A 23,918-nucleotide genomic window follows, 5' to 3' on the forward strand; every position below is an offset into this window, starting at 1 on the left:
ATCACTGAACAATATGACGCCGGAGGAGTATCGACAGCACCATTATTTGGCCGGGATCTCAAAAAATGCATGGAACTAAAACGGGTCTATTTACAAAACGTCGCGCATTGCAGAGAGCTATTACCTATATTACTAAGGTTGATACGGCTGTTCGTTTGAGTTTGCCACAAGGAGCCCGTACTTTTGGGCGCAGTGAATGTATTTTACAAACAGGGAAAAAAAGAGGAAGACCAAGGGATTATCCCCCTCTTAACTCCACCCCATAACAAGAATTTTACATGTACAAATCTGCAATTCTATCTGACCTATATTTCTGAAAGATAAAATATAAAAGAATCTTAAGCATTGGTTGTTTTTTGAGTCAAAAGGAAATCGTATTTATTTTATTAATTATACTCTAGACACAATTTAAAATTATTGACTAATATTTTACATACCAAAACAATACAAATTAAACATCACCAAGCATCATATTAACAAACTACTTTAAAATCTCACGCCGAGATATTACCTAGTGTATAACTTATTTTTCCGTTATACTCCGAGTGAAAATTTCATATAATCCTCATAAATAACATTGCTTACATTTAGTCCGATACTCAATAGCTATACTGGTGTAGTTCATTAAAACCACCCTACATGTTGATAGCTTGTAGCATATAAAAAATCAAGCAACTTCCTTATCATGAGTTATTAAACTTAAAAAATCAAAAATCATTTTTTCAGTATTTTCAAGGAGGCTGTTATAAATATTAATCTTATAATGGTAGAATTTTATTCCAGTAGATATCTCACCAACATATTCCATTCCTCCTACACCATTAGTAGCAGGAGATATCCAGAAAGCAAGTGGTGAATTTAAAGCAATGGCATGACTTATAACCTGATAGCGATCAGACTCATCTATTCTAGGTTTATATTTTACTTCTCCAATAGCTACTACTTTCCTATCTTTTCCAAATCGATAAATCAAGTCAGGTTTGATAGGAAATCGCTTATTATCCTGAAAAAGAGAGACTTGATGTTTTGGATTATTACCATCAAGCACGGTTATTTTTTTATCTTTAAAAGCAGATCGAAATGAGTTCCTGATAAAATTTTCAAATATGGTATCAAGAGAAAAAAGGAAAGATGGCATTCTACATCCCTTTTCACCATATAAAAACCCTACACGTCTATATCCTAAGAATATAGAATAAACACTTAACGCACCAAAATAATACTCCTGGCTCCATTTTGGTAAATCATCACACAGCACAATATCATTCGGATAAAACGACTCTGAATGAACATAATCCAATACCATTAAAGCTTCTTTCAAAATACTTTTTTCATCTACCAATTCTTTATTTTGAGAAAGTATTTTCAAAAAAGATACACAGGCGCTCTTAATAACTCCATTTATCCTGACATTTTTAGTAAAATCAAAAAAATTTGAATACGAATAAAACTCCTGACCTTTTGCTATAAATCTGTTTAATGTTTTTCCAATGTCTATTTTGGGCCTACAGTAACCCTCAAGAGATATCTCTTTATAATCTCTGAAAAAGCCTACTCTAAGAATTTCTTTTAAAAAGAAACAAAAGCTTTTAATTAATATTAAATGTGGAGTTATTGTTTCTAAACTTTGATATCCTCGCAACACTGGTAAAATGCGAGAATAACTTTCGTCAGCAATTGATAGCATTTCCCAAAAGTTATTTATCGGGAATTTTGGTTTGAGGTTAAGTGCTATTCTATCAGTTAAAGGCAAATAACCTATAAGCCCTAAAGCCCTTAATTCGACACCTTCACTTAACTCACGTAAATCTATCGCTGATAAAGCACGGGTTTCAGGCAATAGCAAAGAATATCCTCTAGAATCGAAAAGGTCAGTTCTTTGAAAAAGCCTAGCCTCTCTTTCGTGGATTTCTATTACTTTCATTGACTTGCCTATTGAATTATATTCAAGCATCTTCACCGCCAATAAAATCAGGTTCATCCGCTCTTATTTTAAGAAGACTCTCTACCTCTCCTTCAACTGAAATGTATGAATTTTTATCATGTAGCAATGTTCTCTTAAGTGCTGGTCGTATCTTGCCCATCCAGATCGCAGAAAGATCGTTTAAATCACGAACACCTAAAAAACTAGAATGTCCATACCCGTATGGGAAGACCTCATTAAGTATGGTAAATAGTTGAATAGTTCTTTTACAAACATTTTCGTCTACACCTTCTGTTTCGAGATGGTTTTGAAGGATAGCTTTATCAGGATCCATTTCATAGACCCAGAAACGTCTCAATAAGGCATCATCTAAATCTATCACAGAGCGATCATAAGGATTTGCAGTAGCAATAAGGATTAAATTATCAGGAATACTAATCCTTTCTCCTGAGTAAGGAAGAGTAAATTCGATATTTCTATACGTTGATTCGATATATGTAAGAACCTCCCCAAAAATCCTTGCAACATCACCTCTATTTAACTCGTCAATAACCATTACATACTTATTCTTTGGGTCTTTTCTTGCATTCTCAGCAAAATTCAAAAACACTCGCTTAGATAATTCATATTTAACCTTTCCATCTTCCTCTGTATATTTAGGACGAAAGCCCTCAATAAAATCATCATAACTAATCGCAGGATGAAATTGCAAAAAGATATTTCTTGCAGGATCCATGTTTGATATTTCTTCCGCGATAAGACGAGCATAACGTGTTTTCCCTGTCCCAGGAGGTCCTGCCAATAAAAATGCCAGTGCAGAACCATTATCGATCAACGACAGCATTGATGAATATAAAGGATCATCTGAACCAATTTTAGACTTAGACTCACTTTCTCTTTCATCACTAACTTTTGGTGCTGTCAAATAAGCATAAAGCTTAGGAGATAGTTCTTGAAGATAAGTTTCATTACTAGGCCTCTCATCCAGAAGTTGAGGCCAAGGTAACTCAGGCTGACTGATTTTAAATCTATTTCTGTAGGGAGGTTTAAAACTATCTAAATTAAGATGTTCTTGTAATAAGACCTCCATTAATTCAGACCAAGAAGATACCTGGTCGGGAACCCCTTCAAAAGCAAAGAGCCATACTAATAAATCTTCAAATAAAAAATCTGGTGGGATCTCAATCTCAAATTGTTGTTGAAATGAGCCAGTTAACTTAGTAACCGCTTTTTCCCCTTCAATTAATCCTTGAAGTCTCATTTCCCTATAACCACGGGAGGAGAATAAATTTCCCCACATTTTAGTATCTTGCCGTATCATATAATCACCGGCAAAGTTCCCACGATCCCAAGCAATCCCTTTTAGTCGAGGCCGTAGTAAATTGTTACCTTTAGATGTTGGTGGAATACCAATACGAGCCCCGCTAAAATAACGATCTAAAAACTGGTCTGTTCCCAGTTTTTTCGACATATCAACAAAATTCTCTATACCTATATCATTCGCAGCAAAAACAAATGACGGTAAAAGCCAATTAGCACTTACCTTTTCTAGCCTTTCGATACATACTTTTATTGTTGATATGTCGAAATATTTCATGCTAACCCCTTTATTTATTTAGCTTTTCCTGGTTTTCTGAAATTTAACCGATTACCTGCCCAATTGTCCCACTCAGTTGAGGATTGCCCAATAGTATTAGACAAACTTGACCAAGGTGTATCCTGAAGTCCATCAGCTTTCAACGTCTCTTTTATAGAGCGAATATATTCATTGCTCATATCCACCCCCACAACGTTTCGATCATTTGCTAAAGCTGAAAGTATCGTAGTTCCACTTCCCACAAATGGATCTAGAACATGCCCTCCAACTGGACTAGCCACTTCTATGCATCTACGGGCTAATTCCATAGGGAATGAGGCATTATGCTTGGCACGACGAGAACGTTCAATCGGTATATTCCAGACATCCTCTTCAATTAATTTCGAACGGTCAAAACTATAAAAACGGTTTTTTGTAAACATGAAAATAAATTCATACTGACGATAAGGTCGATCTCTTGCAGTCGGCTCAACGAAAGCATTGCAACGATTCCAGATAATATTACTGCGAAGAGTCCATCCTCTAGCTTGCATTGCAAATGCTACTTTCCAAGGAATGCCAATCATGCTTTTCTTCGGAATGTCCCAACCACTAACATCTACAGCTCTAACCTTTTTCCTTAAAAAATTCCTTGATGCACAGCGTGGGTCACTACCATGGGGTTGTCCATTACCAGAGTAGTAAGTATCACCAATATTTAAAAAGAAAACACCTTCGGGATGAAGCGTACGCTTAACTTCATCAAAAACTGTCATGAGTTGTTCTACATAAGCGTCAACGGAGTCTTCATGACCCAGTTGTCCGTCATAGCCATAATCTCTTACCCAATAATACGGCGGTGATGTTACCGCTACATTGAAAACATCTGACGGAAGCATACGAAGCGAAGATGCAGCATCACCTTCAATCAACCCTGCTACCCGCCCTTCTTCTGTCGTATAAGCCTTACATTTAGGCTCTGGAAGCAGTCCCGAAAGCTCTACTTCCGAGCTATCATCGTTCAGCTCAAGTGCAGTGATGTTTGAACGCATTTTCAATCCTCAATTACTATCATTCTAGCGCCCAAACGCAGCACTAGAAATAAATCTTTTAAAAACATATAGCTAACCATCAATATGTTTTAGACGAATTTTAAATAAACTGTATATAAAAACAGTATTTAAGCATACACATCCTTGCCCCTTTTATCCATATTGGCTCTTTTGGCAAAATCGAAAGGAGTTGTATAACTATTTCTATTAAAATCCAAAAAATCTGCCCACCATTGTAGCATTAGCTTTCTCTCATCCAAATGCTCAGCTTTATGAATGTATGCCGCTCGCACTGAGTTACGCTCCATATGGCTCATCTGACGTTCTACAGCATCCCTCGACCACAACCCTGATTCGATCAACGAACTACACGCCATCGTTCTGAAGCCATGCCCGCAAACCTCAACCTTCGTGTCGTATCCCATCACGCGCAGTGCCTTGTTCACTGTGTTTTCACTCATCGGTTTACGAGGGTTGTGATCTCCCACGAAAACAAAATCACGATCGCCACTAAGCTTGTTAACCTCTTTAAGGATTGCTAACGCTTGGCGAGATAACGGCACCAAATGGGGTGTCCGCATTTTCGAGCCACGCTGTGAATGCTTCACCCCTTCGATAGCTTCTCGCTCAGCCGGGATTGTCCACATTGCCCTTTCAAAATCAATCTCGGACCAACGGGCAAAGCGCAACTCACTAGAACGAATAAATATTAATAACGTGAGCTCAACAGCCAGACGGGTTAAAGGCCGTCCGGTGTAGCTATCAATTCGGTGGAGTAGTTCAGGTAAGCGTTTCAGTTCAAGTGCTGGTCGATGGACACGATTACTTGAAGCAACTGCCCCAGCCATCTCCTGAGCAGGATTGTAATCGATCAAACCGCTTTGCACTGCATAACGCATAATCGCATTGGTACGCTGCTGAAGACGCGAAGCTACTTCAAGACGCCCTGTAGCCTCAACTACTTTGATAGGAACAAGGAGATCGCGCGTACTAAAACTATCAATACTTCGCTTCCCAATCGCTGGGAACAAATTATCTTCCAGGCTCTTCAACACCCGTCGACTATGTTCCTCTGACCATTTCTTGTTAGTTGCATGCCACTCTCTGGCAACTGACTCAAAGGTAATGGCCTCTTTCGCCAGCTCCTCCTTTACAGCACGCTTATGCTCGCGAGGATCGATACCAGCAGCAACAAGCTTTCTGGCCTCTTCCCTCTTCTGCCTCGCATCGGCTAGTGATGTTTCAGGATAAACACCAAACGCCATCAAGTGTTGCTTGCCACCGAAGCGAAAGCGGAACCGCCAGTATTTTGAGCCGTTGGGGTGAATCAGCAAAAACATGCCATCCCCATCAACTAGGGTGTACTCCTTTTCCTGCGGTTTTGCAGAACGCACTTTGATATCTGTCAGAGCCATAAAAGTTCTCCTTCCATGTGCCGCTGTGAGTATACAACCATTATCGAACCAGCATATATACTCGGTTCTATACTCACAAGCGACTTGATGTGGGTTGACTCAGATTGACTACTGTTGAAAGGAAAATCGCGGAAAGCCTTGTATGACGGGGATTTCAGACACAAAAAAAGACGTCCGTTGACGTCTATTCATGTTCCGATGGTGCCGAAGGCCGGACTCGAACCGGCACGTATTTCTACGGTTGATTTTGAATCAACTGCGTCTACCGATTTCGCCACTTCGGCACTGAAGGGGATGCGGAAACGTGTGGGATTATACCTGCCGTTCGCGGCTATGCAAGCCACGATCGCGTGTTCCGCTGCTAAGTGATGAAAAAACCAGCGTCGAGCCAAACTGTTGGCGTTTTCTCTTCCTGTCACAGCATGTTATCCGCTACATTAACCCCTCTTTCGAAATTCCCTGTTCCGTTGCTATCACGTTATTTACCATACTCGGCCTGTTGATTATTTATAAAATAGCGAAACGGCAATTTTTAATATATGATATTTTACTGCTCAGGTTGTCTATTTCATCTTCGCTAATTTGTCATATCGGTTAAAAGACCTATGACAACTAGCCTGTTTCATTTTTTTCATTTCATTTAATACTTTGATGATTACCAGGCTCATTGACGAACACTATTACGTGGAGATGACGCATGCATGTACTCATGATTGACAAGCAGTCGATATTTATTGAAGGAATGGCATCAGTACTTTCGCAACTTATCCCAAATGTGAAGATCCGGGGGCTGAAAAATCAGAATGAAATTAATGGCACACTAAATGAATTTCCGGCATCACTAATTTTGCTGGATGGTGATGGAAATAAAACAGAGAGCCTTGAATTACTCGATACGCTGGCATTGCACCACCCAACTATTCCGGTGGTGATGCTGATGAATAAATGCCAGCCGACATTGCTCAGGCAGTTCTTGCACCACCATGCGATTGCGTTTGTCAGGCGTGATTCACCGCCGGAGACCATCGCGCAGACACTGCGTACTGCGGCGCTGGGGATGCTTTGCTTCCCGCAGGAAAGCATTCCCCTGCTGGATGGCGGGCACGGCGCGATTACGCGGCTCAGCGAGCGCCAGCGTGAAATCCTCAAGCTACTGGCTGCCGGGGAATCCAATAAGCAAATCAGCCGCCAGCTAAATATCAGCGCCGGTACGGTGAAAGCGCATCTGGAATCTATTTTCCGCCGTCTGAATGTGAATAACCGTACTCAAGCCGCGATGATGTATTCGGACGAATAGCCCAGCCTGAATTTTTATTGATATTTAATTGCTGCTACATGTCTCCTTTAGCAAATACAGGAGCATTATGCCCGTGCATAATGCTCCTGCCAGAAATATTTTACGTCAGCATTTACAGCAGCGCCGATACATTGTGATTTTTATTTGGTGGGTGTTGTCTTGCGGGGTGCTCTGGAAGATGTCGTTTTTTTAACCACCAGCGTTTTCTCCTGCTTCTCATCTTTATGCATCGTGTGATGGTAATAATAATGGCAATCACACCGAGATCTTTTTATATCCAGAACAGCAGTTGTTGTACCATTAGCATGGCATGAACAACAAACAGGGAAGATTGAGAAACCCTTGTACGGTAAACCCTGACGCGGTAATTAATGACCCAATGCGATACCACACAGGGATACCGGGCATGCGGGAGCTAATGGCTGATGATTACCCCTGCCGCCAGCCGACCGCACTGATGCAATGTTTTCGCTTGCCAGAAAAACGAGACGCTCAGCCTGCCAAATAACCCGGCGAACGCGGCCAGCCCCTGATTTAACATCTGAATACCATCAATCATGGCAATCGCCTCCCGAACAAGCGGCCTCAACGAATGGCATGAGGCCGCCGTACTGACTACTGACAAGGAGGTAGCATGACGGTTGTTACGTCATTATCTGTAGAGAGATAACGCGTCGTGCTTTCCGGGCTGTAGATCAGATGTTTGCTACTGCGCAGACCGCGTACGCTATCGACATCGGCGCTGTACCATTTTCCTTTGCCCGGCGCAGGCTTACCGGCCCACGGATCGCCGCCCAGCACTTTTTTGTTCAGCGCCCAGGTGCTCCACAGCGAATCTTCCGCCTTCCCACTCCAGCCCAATTTGATCGCCTGTTCGCGGGTAACGTACTCAGTGGGCAGCACATTATCACGATTTAGCGTTTTGAGCAGATCCGTCAGTTTATTCACATCCTGCACGGTCCTTTTGTTCTGTTCCGCCAGTTGCTGGTTGGCTGCTTGTACCACCGCGCTACATTGCGGTAAGTCGGCATACGCCGGTACAGCGGTTAACACAGCCAGAAATAATATTGGCAGCGTATATTTCATTGGAATTCCTCCAGTCAATTCAGTTGACGGGTGCCATAAACAGCGCACGTTCCGCATCGCGGCGACGGGTCAAGCCGGGGAGAATTTTGCCACCGGCTTTATTCCAGCGCGGAAGCTGGTCCGCCGCCGCCTGGTATTGTCCCTGATTAAGCAGGCGCAACAGTGTCGAATCCTGCAAATTGCCCAACCCAACGTTAAAGGCGAACGCCACCAGCGCATCGAACTGGTTCTGGTTGAGATCGACAGTCACGAGGCGATGAACCCCGCGCTCGGTCATCCCCAGATCCGCCCGCAACAAATCTTCAGCTTCTTTATTACTTAACGCCTGCGGGAAATTCTCCTGCGGCAAAATCAAATGGCCGTAGCCAATAGTCCATTTACCGACCGCATCGCGGTACTTCTCCAGGCTTAGCCCTTCAAAAGACTTAATTAATGTCAACCCGGCCGCGCCGGTGTTTGCTGGTTGATTAGCCATTGTCATCACTCCTCACGCTAGATTGGGGAAGAACTTGTCGGGTGTACTCTTCAATCAGCCGCATCACGCTTTCTGGCGGCTCCAGTACGGTGAACTGCATTTCAATGTCCACATGCCCGCTGTCGCGACCACTGCCTTCGCGGCTCAGCGGCGACATGCTGACGAGGAAGCGGCCAACCGTGTCATCGGGCGTGCCGGAAACCGCGCTGTGTTGCTCAACGGCATCGGTTCGTACCGTCAAAAAGACCTTCATTTTTTCCAGCATCAGCCCGCGCGGCGTGGAGAGCGCCACCAGCGGCAAGGTAAAGTGATGTTGATCATCCAGCGCCATTTCAACGACTTTTGGCACCAACCTTCCGTCATCGCTGTGCTCAAAAAAGGGGTCCAGCGCCTGCATGTACTGATGCGCGATAAGCTGGTTTGCCGCCGATGCGGCGTGCTGCATCCCGCGCGTGATATCCGCCAGTGAAAGAGGTGCCCCAACCGTGCCACCGGGTGGCGGGCCTTCCGGCGGCGGCGGATCGGGCGGTAGATCCGAAGAGGGCGGATCCACAGGCGGCAACCCGCTGCTCTCTTCTGTCGACGGATCGTCTGGCGGCATTCCGCGCTCGTCCGGCGGAGCCGTGGGCTGCTCACTCGCCTTCTCTTGCGTATTCCGGTTGCCGCGAAGCCAGTCTTTTATTGACATAGTGCGCTCCGTGAAAAATGAGGCTGCAATGCAGCCTCAGTGTGAACATCAGAATTAATGCGGTGCGTCAGCCGGTTTTTTTGCAGCGCCAGCAGGCGTTTCGGGATAGGCATCAAGCTTTTTCGATTCAAGCTTTTGCGCCTCAGACGGCAGAACAGCCGGGCGTGTTGCGGCATCCGTCAGGAAATCAATCACACGCATCAGTGCTTCCGGCGGTGGCTGACGTTTAACCTGGGTGTGGATGCTGTATTTCGCGCGGGTATCGGTGGAGCGGGTTTGCTGATCTTTATGCGAAACACGTCCGCTGATTTTGACGCTGAACGGCCCCCAGCCGACGGACGCTTCCAGCGAAGCTTCTGCATCGGTCTGGCTGCTGCTGGCTTCGCTCTGGGAGACTTCCAGTTCGAAGTCGATAGTCCCTTCTTCGATGCTGATGTTCGGGTGAGAGATGGCCGCCAGCAGCGGGATGCGCATGGTTTTTTTCACCACGCCCTGAATCACGCCTTTCTCGTCGACCACGGTTTCGTCGTAATCGAACTGCACCGACTCCGCTTTACCATCCTTAATACAGACAGAGAGCAGGAAGTCGGCGTAGGCCTTACTCGCCTGTACTTGTGCCTTGATCATCGCCTGCAACGGGCCGCCGATCATATTTTCCAGCGGTAGTGCATTAATGACCGATCCAATGAATTGTGAATCCATAATGCGTACTCCTGTGAGTTGTACAGAAACATCGTGTTGCGAATTCGCAGGACCCACATTACAGGCCGGGAACGTCTGAAAATATTGGCTGGATGACGGGTTAAAACAGGGGAAATGGCCCAGGACGGAAGGCCTGGCTTTGGCGAAACGGGCGGTCTGACGCGCGACATTCTGCCGGAGAAGCGCCAGATGCCCTACACTTCATGCGTCCCCCTCAAAATCGAAGGAATCCGTAATGAGCATCATCAAAAATTACGTCGCGCCGCAGGCCGGTGCCGCGCTTGAATTGCAGGAATACGATGCCGGCCCGCTGGCAGCAGAAGATGTGGAAGTGCAGGTGGATTATTGCGGTATCTGCCATTCAGACTTATCGATGATCGACAATGAATGGGGCTTCTCCCGGTACCCGCTGGTGGCCGGACATGAAGTGATTGGCCGCGTGGTAGAATTGGGTAGTGCCGCGCAAAACAAAGGGTTAAAAGTAGGTCAGCGAGTGGGTATCGGCTGGACGGCGCGCAGTTGCGGGCACTGCGATGCCTGTATCGACGGCAACCATATCAACTGCCTCGAAGGCACGGTGCCGACCATTCTGAATCGCGGCGGTTTTGCCGATAAGCTCCGCGCCGACTGGCAGTGGGTGATCCCGCTGCCGGACAGCATCGATATCGAAACCGCCGGGCCGCTGCTGTGCGGAGGCATTACCGTGTTTAAACCGCTGCTGATGCACAACATCACCGCGACCAGCCGCGTCGGCGTGATTGGTATTGGCGGCCTCGGGCATATTGCCATCAAACTGTTGCATGCAATGGGCTGTGAAGTGACGGCGTTCAGTTCAAATCCGGCTAAAGAAGCGGAAGTGCGGATTATGGGTGCCGACTATGTCGTGAACAGCCGCGATCCGGAGGCACTGAAAGCGCTGGCAGGTCAGTACGATCTGATCATCAACACCGTTAACGTCGATCTTAACTGGCAGCCTTATTTTGAAGCGCTGACCCACGGCGGCCATTTCCATACGGTGGGTGCCGTGCTGAAGCCGCTGGAAGTGCCGGCATTTACCCTGATCGCCGGTGACCGCAGCGTCTCGGGTTCGGCAACTGGCACGCCGTTTGAGCTGCGCAAACTGATGAAGTTTGCCGGACGCGCCAAAGTTGCACCAACCACTGAGATGTTCCCGATGTCGCAAATCAACGAAGCCTTGCAGCATGTGCGCGACGGGAAAGCCCGCTACCGCGTGGTGTTAAAAGCGGATTTCTAAAACATAATGAAACCGTTGTACGGGTCTGCCCGATCCGCAAAGTGATCGCGCAGGCCCGATAAGCATCAGCGCCACCGGCCAATTGTGCCGGATGGCGGTTTTGCTTTATTTCGCGATAGCGGCAAACACTTCGGCAATCGCCACCGCGCCGGGATCGCTTACGCCATCAAGATTTTCACTGTTAACGTACGACGAGCGCCCGGCACCTGCTTTTTGCATGGTTGCCGTACTGGCAGCCCCGCTTTTCGCCGCAGAGATGGCGGCCTCCAGCCCATTGTCACGCAATGCTTCCAGCGCTGGTTGCAGTGCATCGATCAGTGTACGATCGCCCAGATCCGCACCGCCGTAGTGCTTCATCTGTTTGAGCCCCAGCAGTAACGCCTCCGGCAGCGCTGTGCCGCTGTGTAAAGCGTTGCCTGCCGCAGTAAAAAAGATCGACATCAGCACGCCGCTGGAGCCGCCCATTACCGTTGCCAGCCGTTCGCCGATCAGTTGCAGCAACTGCGCGGTGTTATTCAGCGGCAGCGCCTCTTGTTCCAGCAGGCGGGCAATCTCACGCGCACCTTCGGCGAAGGTCGAACCGGTATCGCCATCGCCCACTTTCGCATCCAGCGCGTTCAGGCGGTTTTCCAGGCCAATCAGCGTCTGTAGCGCTGTGCCGACCAGCGCTTTTACTTGTGGATTATCTGAAGGTTCAATCTCCAGCCCTTCATACACCGCGTTGTGCTGCTGGGTTTTTATCGGCGCGAACGCCACCGGTTTTTGCCAGCCAACGGTTTGCACATTCGCGCAAATCGCCTGCTCGAACATTTCATTCAGGCGCAGCAACGACACGGAAAAACCCTTCATATCCAGCGAACTGACCAGCGGCGCAGGGCCAATCAACCAGGCAATCTGATCTTTCAGCGCGGAGTGCGCCAGCTCTTTGGTCAGCAGCGCCATCTCAAGTGCCGAAACGCCGCCAAGGTTATTGATCAGTACAGCAACGCGATCATCACCCACCGCAGCTTTCAGCGGTTTCACCAGCGTATCGATAAGCAACTTGCTGTTCTGCGTCTCGACAATAGAGGCGCCTGGCTCGCCGTGGATCCCCAGTCCAAGCTCTACCTTGCCGCGCTGAATACGCCCTTCCTCTTCGCTGCCCGGCAGGTTACAGGTCTCCATCGCCAGCCCCAGGCTGTAGACGTTATCGCAAGCCTTTTGCGCGATGTCGCGCACTTCACTCAGCGATTTGCCCTTCTCAGCAGCATGCCCGGCAATCTTGTGCACCAGCGCCGTTCCGGCGATGCCGCGCGGCTGTTTGTTATCCGGCAGCGCGATGTCGTCAGCGACGATCACCATCTCTACTTTCAGGCCGTAGCGCTTGGCTTTTTCCGCCGCAAGACCAAAGTTAAGGCGGTCGCCGGTGTAGTTTTTAACAATCAACAGGCAACCGCGATCGCCGGTTACCGCCACGATGGCATTCAGTACCGCATCAACGCTGGGTGAAGCAAACACATCGCCGCAGACGGCAGCCGTTAGCATGCCTTTGCCGACAAAGCCAGCATGCGCAGGTTCATGGCCGGAACCCCCGCCGGAAATCACCGCTACACGGCTTTTATCCCAGTCCGCGCGAGCCACAATGCGAATGGCAGGATCAATGTCGAGTCGGACAAGGTTGCCGTGCGGTGCGGATATCACTAAGCCTTCAATGGCGTCATTGACCAGTTGTTTGCGGTCATTGAAAAAGAACCTGGACATAATTTCCCTAAATGTTGTGAATCGTTACTCAATCATAGCCCGAAGCATAATGGACGTGGCAAAGAACAGAATTTACTGAAAGTAATTACGGCGTGGTGCGCCCAAAGTCAGTCCGGTAGCCATGCGCTTTGCGCAGGCACACCGCCACGACACACAGTGGAGAAACAAACCACGATACGGCTAAGCCGCTGAGACATCTCTGCTCTTTTGGTAAAAAAAAAGAGAGGTCGCAACCTCTCTTGTTCAATACTCACCTTCGCTGATGTATTAGCTTCTGCGCATCAACAGCCACACGCTAATCAGGAAGAACAAGGCGCTTGGCAGCAGCGCACCGACCACTGGCGGGATGCCATACACCAGCGTCAGCGGGCCGAAAATCTGATCCAGCACGTAGAAAATGAAACCAAAGCTGATACCGGTCACCACGCGCACGCCCATCGGCACGCTACGCAGTGGGCCAAAGATAAACGATAGCGCCATCAGCATCATGACCGCCACCGACAGCGGCTGGAAGATTTTGCTCCACATATTGAGCTGATAACGCCCCGAATCCTGGCCGCTCGACTTCAGGTACTTCACATAGTTGTGCAGACCGCTGATGGAGAGCGCATCGGGATCCAGTGCCACTACGCCGAGTTTGTCCGGCGTGAGGTTGGTTTTCCAGTCACTGCTGACGGTCTGCGAGCCGGTTATTTGTTTCGGATCGGTCAGATTCGATTCATCCACCTGTGACAGCCGCCAGGTTTTGCTCTCTGAATCAAATTTTGCCGACGCGGCATAGCGCACAGATTGCAAACGACGCTGATCGTTGAAGGTATAAATACTGACGCCGCCAAGCTCATCATCACCTTTCACACGTTCGATGTAGATAAAGTTGTTACCGTCTTTCGCCCACAGCCCGGCCTGAGTGGAAAGCAGAGAACCGCCGTACATCGACTGCGCACGCTGGTTACGCGCCATCTGCTCGCCTTGCGGCGCAACCCATTCGCCAATCGCCATGGTCAGCAGAACCAGCGGAATAGCGGTTTTCATCACCGACAGCGCTACCTGCATCCGGGTGTAGCCGGAAGCCTGCATCACCACCAACTCGCTGCGCTGCGCCAGCATGCCCAGACCGAGCAGCGCGCCAAGCAGCGCCGCCATCGGGAAGAAGACCTGGATATCTTTCGGCACGCTGAGAATGGTGAACATCCCAGCGCCCAGCGCGTCGTAACTCCCCTGCCCGACTTTTTTCAACTGATCGACAAATTTGATAATGCCGGAGAGTGACACCAACATGAACAGCGTCATCATGATGGTGGAAAAGATGGTTTTCCCGATATAGCGGTCAAGTACGCCAAAAGCCTGCATTTATACCGCTCCTCTACGCGTAAAACGGGCGCGAACCCGGCGCATCGGCACCGTATCCCACAGGTTCAGCGCCACAGCGAGCGCCAGGTAGACCAGGTTAACCGTCCACATCCAAATCATCGGATCCAGCTTACCTTTCGCGCCGTTTGAGCGAAGCGCGCTCTGCACCAGGAAGAACACGAGATACAGCAGCATAGCGGGCAGCATCGATAACACGCGTCCCTGACGCGGGTTAACCACGCTCAGCGGCACGACCATCAGCGCCATCATCACCACAGTAAAGACAAGCGTTAAACGCCAGTGCAGCTCCGCGCTGGCGCGCGGGGTGTCCGTATTGAACAACGTACGCATGTCCATCTGCTCGGTATCAGTCGGATCGAGCGTTACGGTCTGGTGGCCGATGATCGCCTGGTAATTCTGGAAATCCGTGATGCGGAAGTCGCGCAGCATGGCCGTACCCTCAAAGCGTGTGCCGGTGTTGAGCGTCACCACCTGGGAACCGTCTTTATGCTGGGAAAGTTGGCCGGAATCCGCCACCACCACTGACGGACGCGCATTGCCTTTGGGGCGGATCTGCGCAAGGAATACGTTGTTAAAGTGGTCACCTTTAACACCTTCAATAAACAGCACCGAGTTGCCGTCTGTCGCCTGTTGGAACTGACCCTGCGCCAGCGCCGCCATTCCGGGGTTCGCTTTGGCATCCGCCAGCACCTGATCCTGATGACGGGATGACCACGGACCTGCCCACATGACGTTAACCGCAGCGATAATGCCGGTAAACAGCGCCAGCACCATGGCGGCTTTGATCAACACCGCACGGCTCAGACCGCAGGCGTGCATCACCGTAATTTCACTTTCTGTATAGAGTTTGCCCAGCGTCATTAGCAGGCCAAGGAACAGACTCAACGGCAGGATAAGCTGCGCCATCTCCGGCACGCCCAGCCCCAGCAGCGAGAGCACGAGGTTTGTTGGGATTTCGCCATCAGCGGCAGCGCCTAAAACCCTCACCAGTTTCTGACAAAAGAAAATCAGAAGCAGGATGAATAGGATCGCAAGCTGGCTTTTTAGCGTCTCCCGCACCAGATATCTTATGATTATCACTTTAAATACGCCCGTAAAAACCAGTCTTTTTCCTGGAAAATCGCTTGTTTCATGGCTTAAACGTCATTTATTCTCTTGAGTCGTCGAAATCATCGCTAAGATTAATATACTCAGCGGATGGGTGCGAAAGAACCAATTCTGACGTGCCGAAACCGAAGTACTATTAAGATTAACACGAAGTCATCGCAACAGCGGACATGAGTTACGTAAGCTTGCAATTCTATCCGTAGCAGCCGCCGTTGTCTTTAAGATTCAGGAGTGTAGTGCATGGAGTTCAGTGTAAAAAGCGGTAGCCCGGAGAAACAGCGTAGTGCCTGCATCGTTGTGGGTGTCTTTGAACCGCGCCGACTCTCCCCGATCGCCGAGCAACTCGATAAGATCAGCGATGGCTACATCAGCGCGCTGCTCCGTCGCGGAGAACTGGAAGGTAAACCTGGTCAAACCTTGCTGCTTCACCACGTACCGAACGTCCTCTCCGAGCGTATTTTACTGATTGGCTGCGGTAAGGAGCGTGAACTGGATGAGCGTCAGTACAAGCAGGTGATTCAGAAAACCATAAATACCCTGAATGATACGGGCTCAATGGAAGCCGTCTGTTTCCTGACCGAACTGCATGTCAAAGGGCGCAACACCTACTGGAAAGTGCGTCAGGCCGTTGAGACAGCGAAAGAGAGCCTGTACAGCTTCGATCAACTGAAAACCAACAAAATCGAACCGCGTCGTCCGCTGCGTAAAATGGTCTTCAACGTGCCGACTCGTCGCGAACTAACCAGCGGCGAACGCGCTATCCAGCACGGTCTGGCTATCTCTGCGGGGATTAAAGCAGCCAAAGATCTTGGCAATATGCCGCCGAATATCTGTAATGCCGCTTACCTCGCTTCACAGGCGCGCCAGTTGGCAGACACCTACAGCAAAAACGTACTGACCCGCGTGATTGGCGAACAGCAGATGCGCGAGCTGGGCATGCACTCATACCTCGCTGTCGGCCAGGGCTCGCAGAACGAGTCGCTGATGTCGGTGATTGAGTACAAAGGTAACCCGTCGGAAGAGGCTCGCCCGATTGTGCTGGTCGGAAAAGGTCTGACCTTCGACTCCGGCGGTATCTCCATCAAACCTGCCGAAGGCATGGACGAGATGAAGTACGACATGTGCGGCGCGGCGGCGGTTTACGGTGTGATGCGTATGGTGGCCGAACTGCAACTGCCGCTGAACGTGATTGGCGTGCTGGCTGGTTGTGAAAATATGCCGGGCGGGCGGGCGTATCGTCCTGGCGATGTGCTGACAACGATGTCCGGCCAGACGGTAGAAGTGCTGAATACCGATGCCGAAGGCCGTCTGGTGCTGTGTGATGTTCTGACCTACGTCGAGCGCTTCGAGCCAGAAGCGGTGATCGATGTCGCGACGCTGACCGGCGCATGCGTGATTGCTCTTGGCCATCACATCACAGGTTTGCTGTCGAATCACAACCCATTGGCGCACGAACTGATTGGCGCGTCCGAACAGGCTGGCGATCGCGCATGGCGTTTACCGCTGGGCGACGAGTACCAGGAGCAACTGGAATCTAACTTTGCGGATATGGCGAACATCGGCGGCCGTCCTGGCGGCGCTATTACCGCAGGTTGCTTCCTGTCGCGCTTTGCCCGCAAATACAACTGGGCGCACCTGGATATCGCCGGTACCGCATGGCGCTCCGGCAAAGCCAAAGGCGCAACCGGTCGTCCGGTGGCGATGCTGTCGCAGTTCCTGCTGAACCGCGCCGGATTTAACGGCGAAGAGTAAGTCGTCATTGCCGGATGGCTATGATTGCCGGATGGCAGCTATGCCTTATCCGGCTGGAACCTCGCGCAATGCGAACTCTATACCCTATGGATTTCGCGTTGCATCGCGGCGGCAACAGAGCAAACTCCAGGAGCATAGAAAATTATGTGACTGGGTGCGCGCAGGCAGCCAACAAAGAGGCAGCGTGAAAGACGACGGGTATCAATATGAAAAATGCGACCTTTTACCTTCTGGACAATGACAACACCGTTGACGACCTAAGCGCTGTCGAGCAACTGGTGTGTGAAATTGCCGCAGAACGTTGGCGTAACGGCAAGCGCGTGTTGATTGCCTGTGCCGATGAGCAGCAGGCGATTCGGCTGGATGAAGCATTATGGGCGCGCCCGGCGGAGAGTTTTGTGCCGCACAACCTGGCAGGCGAAGGTCCGCGCGGCGGTGCGCCGGTCGAACTGGCCTGGCCGCAAAAGCGCAACAGCAGCCCGCGCGATATTCTGATCAGCCTGCGCGCGGAATTTGCAGATTTTGCCACCGCTTTCACAGAAGTGGTAGACTTCGTCCCTTACGAAGACTCTCTGAAACAACTGGCACGCGAACGCTATAAAGCCTACCGCGTGGCCGGTTTCAACCTGAACACGGCAACCTGGAAATAATGGAAAAGACATACAACCCCAAAGATATCGAACAGCCGCTGTACGAGCAGTGGGAAAAGCAGGGCTATTTCAAACCGAACGGTGATGAAAGCCAGGAAAGCTTCTGCATCATGATCCCACCGCCGAACGTCACCGGCAGTTTGCATATGGGCCACGCCTTCCAGCAGACCATCATGGACACCATGATCCGCTACCAGCGCATGCAGGGGAAAAACACCCTGTGGCAGGTAGGTACTGACCATGCTGGTATCGCAACCCAGATGGTGGTTGAACGTAAAATTGCCGCAGAAGAAGGAAAAACCCGCCACGATTACGGTCGCGATGCGTTTATCGATAAAATCTGGCAGTGGAAAGCCGAATCCGGCGGCACCATCACCAACCAGATGCGTCGTCTTGGCAACTCCGTGGACTGGGAGCGCGAGCGCTTTACCATGGATGAAGGCCTCTCCAACGCGGTCAAAGAGGTGTTTGTCCGCCTGTATAAAGAAGATCTGATTTACCGTGGTAAACGCCTGGTGAACTGGGATCCGAAACTGCGCACGGCGATTTCCGACCTTGAAGTGGAAAACCGCGAGTCAAAAGGCTCAATGTGGCATATCCGCTATCCGCTGGCTGACGGTGCAAAAACCGCTGACGGTAAAGATTATCTGGTAGTTGCCACCACTCGTCCGGAAACCCTGCTGGGCGATACCGGCGTGGCGGTTAACCCGGAAGATCCGCGTTACAAAGATCTGATTGGCAAGTTCGTGGTGCTGCCGCTGGTTAACCGTCGTATTCCGATCGTGGGCGATGAACACGCCGACATGGAAAAAGGCACCGGCTGCGTGAAAATCACCCCGGCGCACGACTTTAACGACTATGAAGTGGGCCGTCGCCATAAGCTGCCGATGATCAACATCCTGACCTTTGACGGCGATATCCGTGAAAGCGCGCAGGTTTATGATACCAACGGCAACGAATCTGACGTTTATCCGGCTGACATCCCGGCTGAGTTCCAGAAGCTGGAGCGTTTTGCTGCGCGTAAAGCGATGGTTGCCGCCGTGGACGCACTTGGCCTGCTGGAAGAGATTAAACCGCATGATCTCACCGTTCCGTACGGCGATCGCGGCGGCGTGGTTATCGAACCGATGCTGACCGACCAGTGGTACGTGCGTGCCGATGTGCTGGCTAAACCGGCAGTTGAAGCGGTGGAAAACGGCGACATCCAGTTTGTGCCGAAGCAGTATGAAAACATGTATTTCTCCTGGATGCGCGATATTCAGGATTGGTGTATCTCCCGTCAGTTGTGGTGGGGTCACCGCATTCCGGCGTGGTATGACAACAACGGCAACGTCTACGTTGGCCGCAACGAAGAGGAAGTACGTCAGGAAAATAACCTGGCTGCCGATATCGCGCTGCGTCAGGACGATGACGTGCTGGACACCTGGTTCTCCTCCGCGCTGTGGACCTTCTCCACGCTCGGCTGGCCGGAAAACACCGATGCGCTGCGTCAGTTCCATCCGACCAGCGTGATGGTCTCCGGCTTCGACATCATCTTCTTCTGGATCGCACGCATGATCATGATGACCATGCACTTTATCAAAGATGAAAACGGCAAGCCTCAGGTGCCGTTCAAGACCGTCTATATGACTGGTCTTATCCGCGATGACGAAGGCCAGAAGATGTCCAAATCCAAAGGCAACGTGATTGACCCGCTGGATATGGTTGATGGTATTTCGCTGGCGGATCTGCTGGAGAAACGTACCGGCAACATGATGCAGCCACAGTTGGCGGAGAAAATCCGTAAGCGCACCGAGAAACAGTTCCCGGACGGCATTGAGCCGCACGGCACAGACGCCCTGCGCTTCACGCTGGCGGCGCTGGCTTCAACCGGTCGCGATATCAACTGGGATATGAAGCGCCTGGAAGGCTACCGTAACTTCTGTAACAAGCTGTGGAACGCCAGCCGCTTTGTGCTGATGAACACCGAAGGGCAGGATTGCGGTTTCAACGGTGGCGAAATGGTGCTGTCGTTGCCAGATCGCTGGATTTTGGCAAAATTCAACCAGACCATCAAAGCGTATCGCGAAGCGCTGGACAACTTCCGCTTCGATATCGCGGCCGGCATTCTGTACGAGTTCACCTGGAACCAGTTCTGCGACTGGTATCTGGAGCTAGCCAAACCGGTCATGAACGGCGGTTCGGAAGCGGAGCTGCGCGGCACACGCAATACGCTGGTAACGGTGCTGGAAGGTCTGCTGCGTCTGGCGCATCCGATCATTCCGTTTATCACTGAAACCATCTGGCAGCGCGTGAAAGTGCTGAAAGGCATCGAAGCCGATACCATAATGCTGCAACCGTTCCCAATGTATGATCTGTCCCTGATTGATGATACTGAAGAAGCAGACACTGAATGGTTGAAAGATGTCATTACAGCAGTACGTAACATTCGTGCCGAAATGAATATTGCACCCAGCAAAAAGCTAGAGGTTCTATTACGTAACGCAAACGCAGAGACTAAACTGCGCCAGGAAGTATTTACGCCTTACTTAATGAAACTGGCAAATTTAGAAAGCATCACCGTGCTGCCAGCCGATGATAAAGGGCCGGTTTCGGTCACTAAAATTATCGATGGCGCAGAATTGCTGATCCCGATGGCGGGTCTGATCGACAAAGAAGCTGAGCTGGCGCGTCTGGCAAAAGAAGTGGCGAAGGTCGAGCAGGAAATTGGTCGTATCGAAAGCAAGCTGGGCAACGAAGGTTTTGTCGCGCGCGCACCGGAAGCGGTGATTGCGAAAGAGCGCGAAAAACTGGACGGTTATGCTCAGGCAAAAGCGAAGCTGATTGAACAGCAGGGTGTCATCGCCGCGCTGTAATCCCCTTCAGGCATGAAAAAGCCGGGCTGCGTACAGTGCCCGGCTTTTTTTTATCCCTCTGGTTGATTGCCCGTTGGCGTAGCGCCATCCGGCACAATAAACTCAGAACAGCGCCGGGTAGAATGACAGACCGCGCGCCAACAGGTTGGCCGGATCCTTCGCCGGTTGTTGATCGTGATTTTCCAGCGGTAATGACGATAGATCACCGTGCAGATAGGTGTTTTCCAGCAAATAGCGGGTAAAACGCACCTTTGCCCATGGCCATGCCAGAAATAGCGTTACCGAACACAACAGAAAATTAGTGATAGAGATCCAGAACACGCGCCCCAGCGTGACCGTGGAGGAGAAACGAATATCTCCTTCCAGCGCCAACTGGCTATAAAAATAATTACGCAGCTTCACGAAGGCGAAAATATAACAAATGATCGCACCAACGATATAAACCAGGTAGCTGAAGATCAATTTGCCATAAAACGGACCCATCAGCATTGCCAGTTGCTCCGGATTGTCGCCAACCGCGTAAGCATATTGCGAAAGCATAAAGAAAGCCGGGATGGTGATATAAAGTGCGATAGCAATAAACGGTACAAACAGCAGCATCGACAGCACAATAATGATGATGCACTTTTTCATCGAGAATTCGCCGGAAAATTTCAGCTTACCGTATTGTAGATTATTCACCAACATACCAAACCACTGTGCAGCATATACCCCCTGCATTATCGCCACACCCAGCAATAATACCAGGGTACCAATGCCGATCATGGTGAAAATAGCGGTATACGAACCGCTACTCAGCGCCGAGGAGGTAAAGAATGAAAACACAGTAATGGCAGCAGCCACGATCAGCAGCGGACACCCCATCATCACCCACCACGCACGCAGCGGGCTGGCATAAAAACTAAAGCGGATGCCGTTAATCTCCGTCATCAGAAATTGATAACGCAAACCCTGAGTAATCAGCCACGGGAAAAAGATCAGGAATAACGCTATCATACACAGTTGCAGGACAATATTTCCATGCACCATGTTAATGATGAAAACCGCATACAGCACCAGCATGCACAGCCAGCCGACAAATACCGAACGCCCTGTCGCATGCTAGGAAAAACGCGCACCATCAAGTTCAGTATTGGCGTAGAAATAACGGCGGGCACGGACTAACGCCCATGGCAAATATAACCCCAGCGTGACTATGATCAGCAGTATATTAACCAGCCAAATCAGGAAATAGCCTTTACCGCTTCCCTGAAAAAGGAAATGGCGTACCGGTGTTGTCGCGGAACCCTTAGTATCGAAAGTCATAACAATCCTTATCGCAGAAAAAATAAAAACACAGCCTAATAATACGCAAAAACGTTACTGAATAGTTATTTCCAGCCTCAATTTTAAATAACTTATGAATAAAAAAATAGCGACCAATATTCCAGGCCTTGCCAGATTGCCGCAGGAGTGGTATTAAGCGTGATCATGTAAAAAGGAACCTAACAGAGAGCAGAGATGAATGTGACCGCTCCGGTAGAGGTAAAAATGCGCCGGATTGCTGCAACAGACAATGCAGCAATCGCATCAGTGATCCGCCAGGTATCGGCGGAATATGGCCTCACCGCCGATAAAGGCTACACCGTTGCCGACCCTGACCTGGATGAGCTTTACCAGCTTTACAGTAAGCCGGGTTACGCCTATTGGGTCGTCGAACTACATGGCGAGGTCGTGGGCGGAGGCGGCGTTGCGCCGCTAAAATGTAGCGAGCCGGATATTTGCGAACTGCAAAAGATGTATTTCCTCCCCGCCGCACGCGGCCAGGGGCTGGCGAAAAAACTGGCGCTAATGGCGATGGATCATGCCCGTACGCAGGGCTTCACCCGCTGTTACCTGGAAACAACCGCGTTTTTAACCGACGCCATCGGTCTGTATAAACATCTGGGATTCGAACATATCGACGGGCCGCTGGGCTGCACCGGTCATGTTGACTGCGAAGTGCGCATGCTGAAAACGCTGTAACGGTAAACGAGCGGGTATCACACCCGCTCCGTACGCCGATTACGCCCGGTTCGCCTCACGCATTAGTGAACGATACAGACCGGCCGCCCTTGCTTAGCCACCCTTTTTTTCGCATCATCCCGGTGACAATGGTTATCACCGCACCGGCATACCCCGCCATCAATACATGCGTCCAGTTCATCCTTTGTTCCCTTAACGTTGAATTACACCGGCACGCCGCTGTGAAAACGGAACTCCGTATCCGGTGTTGAGATCAGCGCCGCTTCCACTTCGCCAAAATGACGCACTCGCGGGCTGATATCGACAGTGGAAATCTGTTGTGCCAGCGCCAGGTAATCCTGATAGTGACGCGCCTCTGAGCGCAGCAGCGACAGATAAAAGCTCTGCAAATCTGCCTCCAGCCACGGCGCCAGCGCGGCAAAGCGTTCGCAGGATCGGGCTTCAATGTAAGCGCCGCAAATGAGTTTATCGACCAACGTGAGCGGCTCATGAGTGCGAACCTCTTTCAGCATGCCTTTGGCATAACGGCTGGCGGTGATTTTGACGTAGGGAATATTCCGGGCGTTCATCGCTTCCCGCACCTGCCAGAAATGGTGCAGTTCCTCTTTAATCAACAGCACCATGCTGTCGATAAGCTGGCGTCCCCAGGCATCGTCGGTCTGCGGCATGACGCTTTTGCCAATCTGTTTATGCAGGGCGACAAAATCCGGTTCCGGCCCTTCGCGGAAGGTGAAGGCTTCGTAAGGTTTCAGCCATTCCAACAGCGCATCCGAACCGGCTTTATCCGCCACATATTTGCGAACCAACAGCATGGCGGTTTGCGCCGCTTTCAGTTCGCAGACCATGTGGTCGGTCAGCAGCAGCGGCAGCATGGCCGGGTTGTGGGCTTTTTCTATCCAGGCGTTGGGTGTCGGGCAGTGGAGAAAATCTAAAACCGGGGCGAGTATTTGCGGGTAATCCATGGCAGTT

At 50.1% G+C, this 23,918-nt stretch carries 20 protein-coding genes, 1 tRNA gene and 1 pseudogene; 6 read left to right on the top strand and 16 right to left on the bottom strand.

Going from position 1 to position 23,918, the window contains the following annotated elements; genetic code table 11:
• Positions 1–667: 667 nt before the first annotated feature.
• The 5 genes from GA0061070_RS09475 to GA0061070_RS09495 form a co-directional block, all read right to left on the bottom strand.
• Positions 668–1,924, bottom strand: coding sequence for a 5-methylcytosine restriction system specificity protein McrC (locus GA0061070_RS09475; protein WP_167353559.1), 1,257 nt, complete (start codon positions 1,922–1,924; stop codon positions 668–670).
• A 22-nt stretch (positions 1,925–1,946) separates the two neighbouring features.
• Positions 1,947–3,521, bottom strand: a complete 1,575-nt coding sequence (locus GA0061070_RS09480; RefSeq protein ID WP_090135599.1) for an McrB family protein — start codon at positions 3,519–3,521, stop codon at positions 1,947–1,949.
• Positions 3,522–3,535: 14 nt separating this feature from the next.
• On the bottom strand, positions 3,536–4,552 hold the full coding sequence (locus tag GA0061070_RS09485; protein WP_090135601.1) for a DNA-methyltransferase: 1,017 nt from the start codon (positions 4,550–4,552) through the stop codon (positions 3,536–3,538).
• Positions 4,553–4,680: 128 nt separating this feature from the next.
• A complete protein-coding gene (locus GA0061070_RS09490) occupies positions 4,681–5,967 on the bottom strand; it encodes a tyrosine-type recombinase/integrase (protein ID WP_090135603.1) in 1,287 nt (428 codons plus the stop codon).
• A 199-nt stretch (positions 5,968–6,166) separates the two neighbouring features.
• Positions 6,167–6,251 (bottom strand) — tRNA-Leu (locus tag GA0061070_RS09495).
• A 413-nt stretch (positions 6,252–6,664) separates the two neighbouring features.
• On the opposite strand from GA0061070_RS09495, the gene GA0061070_RS09500 reads away from it, so the two are divergent.
• A complete protein-coding gene (locus tag GA0061070_RS09500; protein WP_090135605.1) occupies positions 6,665–7,264 on the top strand; it encodes a response regulator transcription factor in 600 nt (199 codons plus the stop codon).
• Positions 7,265–7,679: 415 nt separating this feature from the next.
• Here GA0061070_RS09500 and GA0061070_RS25140 read toward each other — a convergent pair whose 3' ends face one another.
• From GA0061070_RS25140 to GA0061070_RS09525, 5 genes are read right to left on the bottom strand one after another with little or no spacing between them, the layout of a single operon-like run.
• The gene (locus tag GA0061070_RS25140) at positions 7,680–7,823 is read right to left on the bottom strand and encodes a hypothetical protein (RefSeq protein ID WP_167353558.1); all 144 of its coding nucleotides are present in this window, start codon (positions 7,821–7,823) and stop codon (positions 7,680–7,682) included.
• Between the two features lie 56 nt (positions 7,824–7,879).
• Positions 7,880–8,350 (bottom strand): ribonuclease, encoded by a 471-nt coding sequence (locus GA0061070_RS09510; protein ID WP_090135607.1) that lies wholly within the window; start codon positions 8,348–8,350, stop codon positions 7,880–7,882.
• Positions 8,351–8,369: 19 nt separating this feature from the next.
• A complete protein-coding gene (locus GA0061070_RS09515) occupies positions 8,370–8,825 on the bottom strand; it encodes a lysozyme (protein WP_090135609.1) in 456 nt (151 codons plus the stop codon).
• Entirely contained in the window at positions 8,818–9,513 is a 696-nt protein-coding gene (locus GA0061070_RS09520; protein ID WP_090135611.1) for a DUF2589 domain-containing protein, read from the bottom strand. Before GA0061070_RS09520 ends, GA0061070_RS09515 begins: the two co-directional genes overlap by 8 nt.
• Before the next feature lie 54 nt (positions 9,514–9,567).
• Positions 9,568–10,215 (bottom strand): DUF2589 domain-containing protein, encoded by a 648-nt coding sequence (locus GA0061070_RS09525; protein WP_090135613.1) that lies wholly within the window; start codon positions 10,213–10,215, stop codon positions 9,568–9,570.
• Positions 10,216–10,450: 235 nt separating this feature from the next.
• Between GA0061070_RS09525 and ahr the strand changes: the two genes are divergently transcribed.
• Positions 10,451–11,470 carry an NADPH-dependent aldehyde reductase Ahr gene (ahr, locus tag GA0061070_RS09530; protein ID WP_090135615.1) on the top strand — a complete coding sequence of 340 codons (1,020 nt, stop codon included), beginning with the start codon at positions 10,451–10,453 and terminating at the stop codon, positions 11,468–11,470.
• Positions 11,471–11,575: 105 nt separating this feature from the next.
• Here ahr and GA0061070_RS09535 read toward each other — a convergent pair whose 3' ends face one another.
• The 4 genes from GA0061070_RS09535 to GA0061070_RS25515 all read right to left on the bottom strand — a co-directional run bounded on the left by GA0061070_RS09535 (position 11,576) and on the right by GA0061070_RS25515 (position 15,775).
• A complete protein-coding gene (locus tag GA0061070_RS09535; RefSeq protein ID WP_090135616.1) occupies positions 11,576–13,210 on the bottom strand; it encodes a dihydroxyacetone kinase subunit DhaK in 1,635 nt (544 codons plus the stop codon).
• A gap of 267 nt (positions 13,211–13,477) precedes the next feature.
• Positions 13,478–14,560, bottom strand: coding sequence for an LPS export ABC transporter permease LptG (lptG, locus tag GA0061070_RS09540; protein ID WP_090135619.1), 1,083 nt, complete (start codon positions 14,558–14,560; stop codon positions 13,478–13,480).
• Positions 14,561–15,661: an LPS export ABC transporter permease LptF gene (lptF, locus tag GA0061070_RS09545; RefSeq protein WP_090135621.1), complete on the bottom strand. Its 1,101-nt coding sequence runs from the start codon at positions 15,659–15,661 to the stop codon at positions 14,561–14,563.
• 63 nt (positions 15,662–15,724) lie between these two features.
• Positions 15,725–15,775 carry a hypothetical protein gene (locus tag GA0061070_RS25515; protein WP_216637209.1) on the bottom strand — a complete coding sequence of 17 codons (51 nt, stop codon included), beginning with the start codon at positions 15,773–15,775 and terminating at the stop codon, positions 15,725–15,727.
• 153 nt (positions 15,776–15,928) lie between these two features.
• Between GA0061070_RS25515 and pepA the strand changes: the two genes are divergently transcribed.
• The 3 genes from pepA (at position 15,929) to GA0061070_RS09565 (ending at position 20,945) form a co-directional block, all read left to right on the top strand.
• A complete protein-coding gene (gene pepA, locus GA0061070_RS09555) occupies positions 15,929–17,440 on the top strand; it encodes a leucyl aminopeptidase (protein ID WP_090135623.1) in 1,512 nt (503 codons plus the stop codon).
• 206 nt (positions 17,441–17,646) lie between these two features.
• Positions 17,647–18,090, top strand: coding sequence for a DNA polymerase III subunit chi (gene holC / locus GA0061070_RS09560; RefSeq protein WP_090135625.1), 444 nt, complete (start codon positions 17,647–17,649; stop codon positions 18,088–18,090).
• A complete protein-coding gene (locus tag GA0061070_RS09565) occupies positions 18,090–20,945 on the top strand; it encodes a valine--tRNA ligase (RefSeq protein WP_090135627.1) in 2,856 nt (951 codons plus the stop codon). Before holC ends, GA0061070_RS09565 begins: the two co-directional genes overlap by 1 nt.
• Positions 20,946–21,047: 102 nt before the next feature.
• Here the strand turns inward: GA0061070_RS09565 and GA0061070_RS09570 are convergent.
• Positions 21,048–22,250 (bottom strand): annotated as a pseudogene (locus GA0061070_RS09570) (YjgN family protein).
• 195 nt (positions 22,251–22,445) lie between these two features.
• Here GA0061070_RS09570 and GA0061070_RS09575 point away from each other — a divergent pair.
• Entirely contained in the window at positions 22,446–22,949 is a 504-nt protein-coding gene (locus GA0061070_RS09575) for a GNAT family N-acetyltransferase (protein WP_090135629.1), read from the top strand.
• A 203-nt stretch (positions 22,950–23,152) separates the two neighbouring features.
• On the opposite strand, the gene miaE is transcribed toward GA0061070_RS09575, so the two are convergent.
• Positions 23,153–23,911: a tRNA isopentenyl-2-thiomethyl-A-37 hydroxylase MiaE gene (gene miaE / locus GA0061070_RS09580; RefSeq protein ID WP_090135631.1), complete on the bottom strand. Its 759-nt coding sequence runs from the start codon at positions 23,909–23,911 to the stop codon at positions 23,153–23,155.
• Positions 23,912–23,918: the final 7 nt, after the last annotated feature.

It is taken from the genome of Kosakonia oryziphila, from assembly GCF_900094795.1.
Classification (GTDB): Bacteria; Pseudomonadota; Gammaproteobacteria; order Enterobacterales; family Enterobacteriaceae; genus Kosakonia; species Kosakonia oryziphila.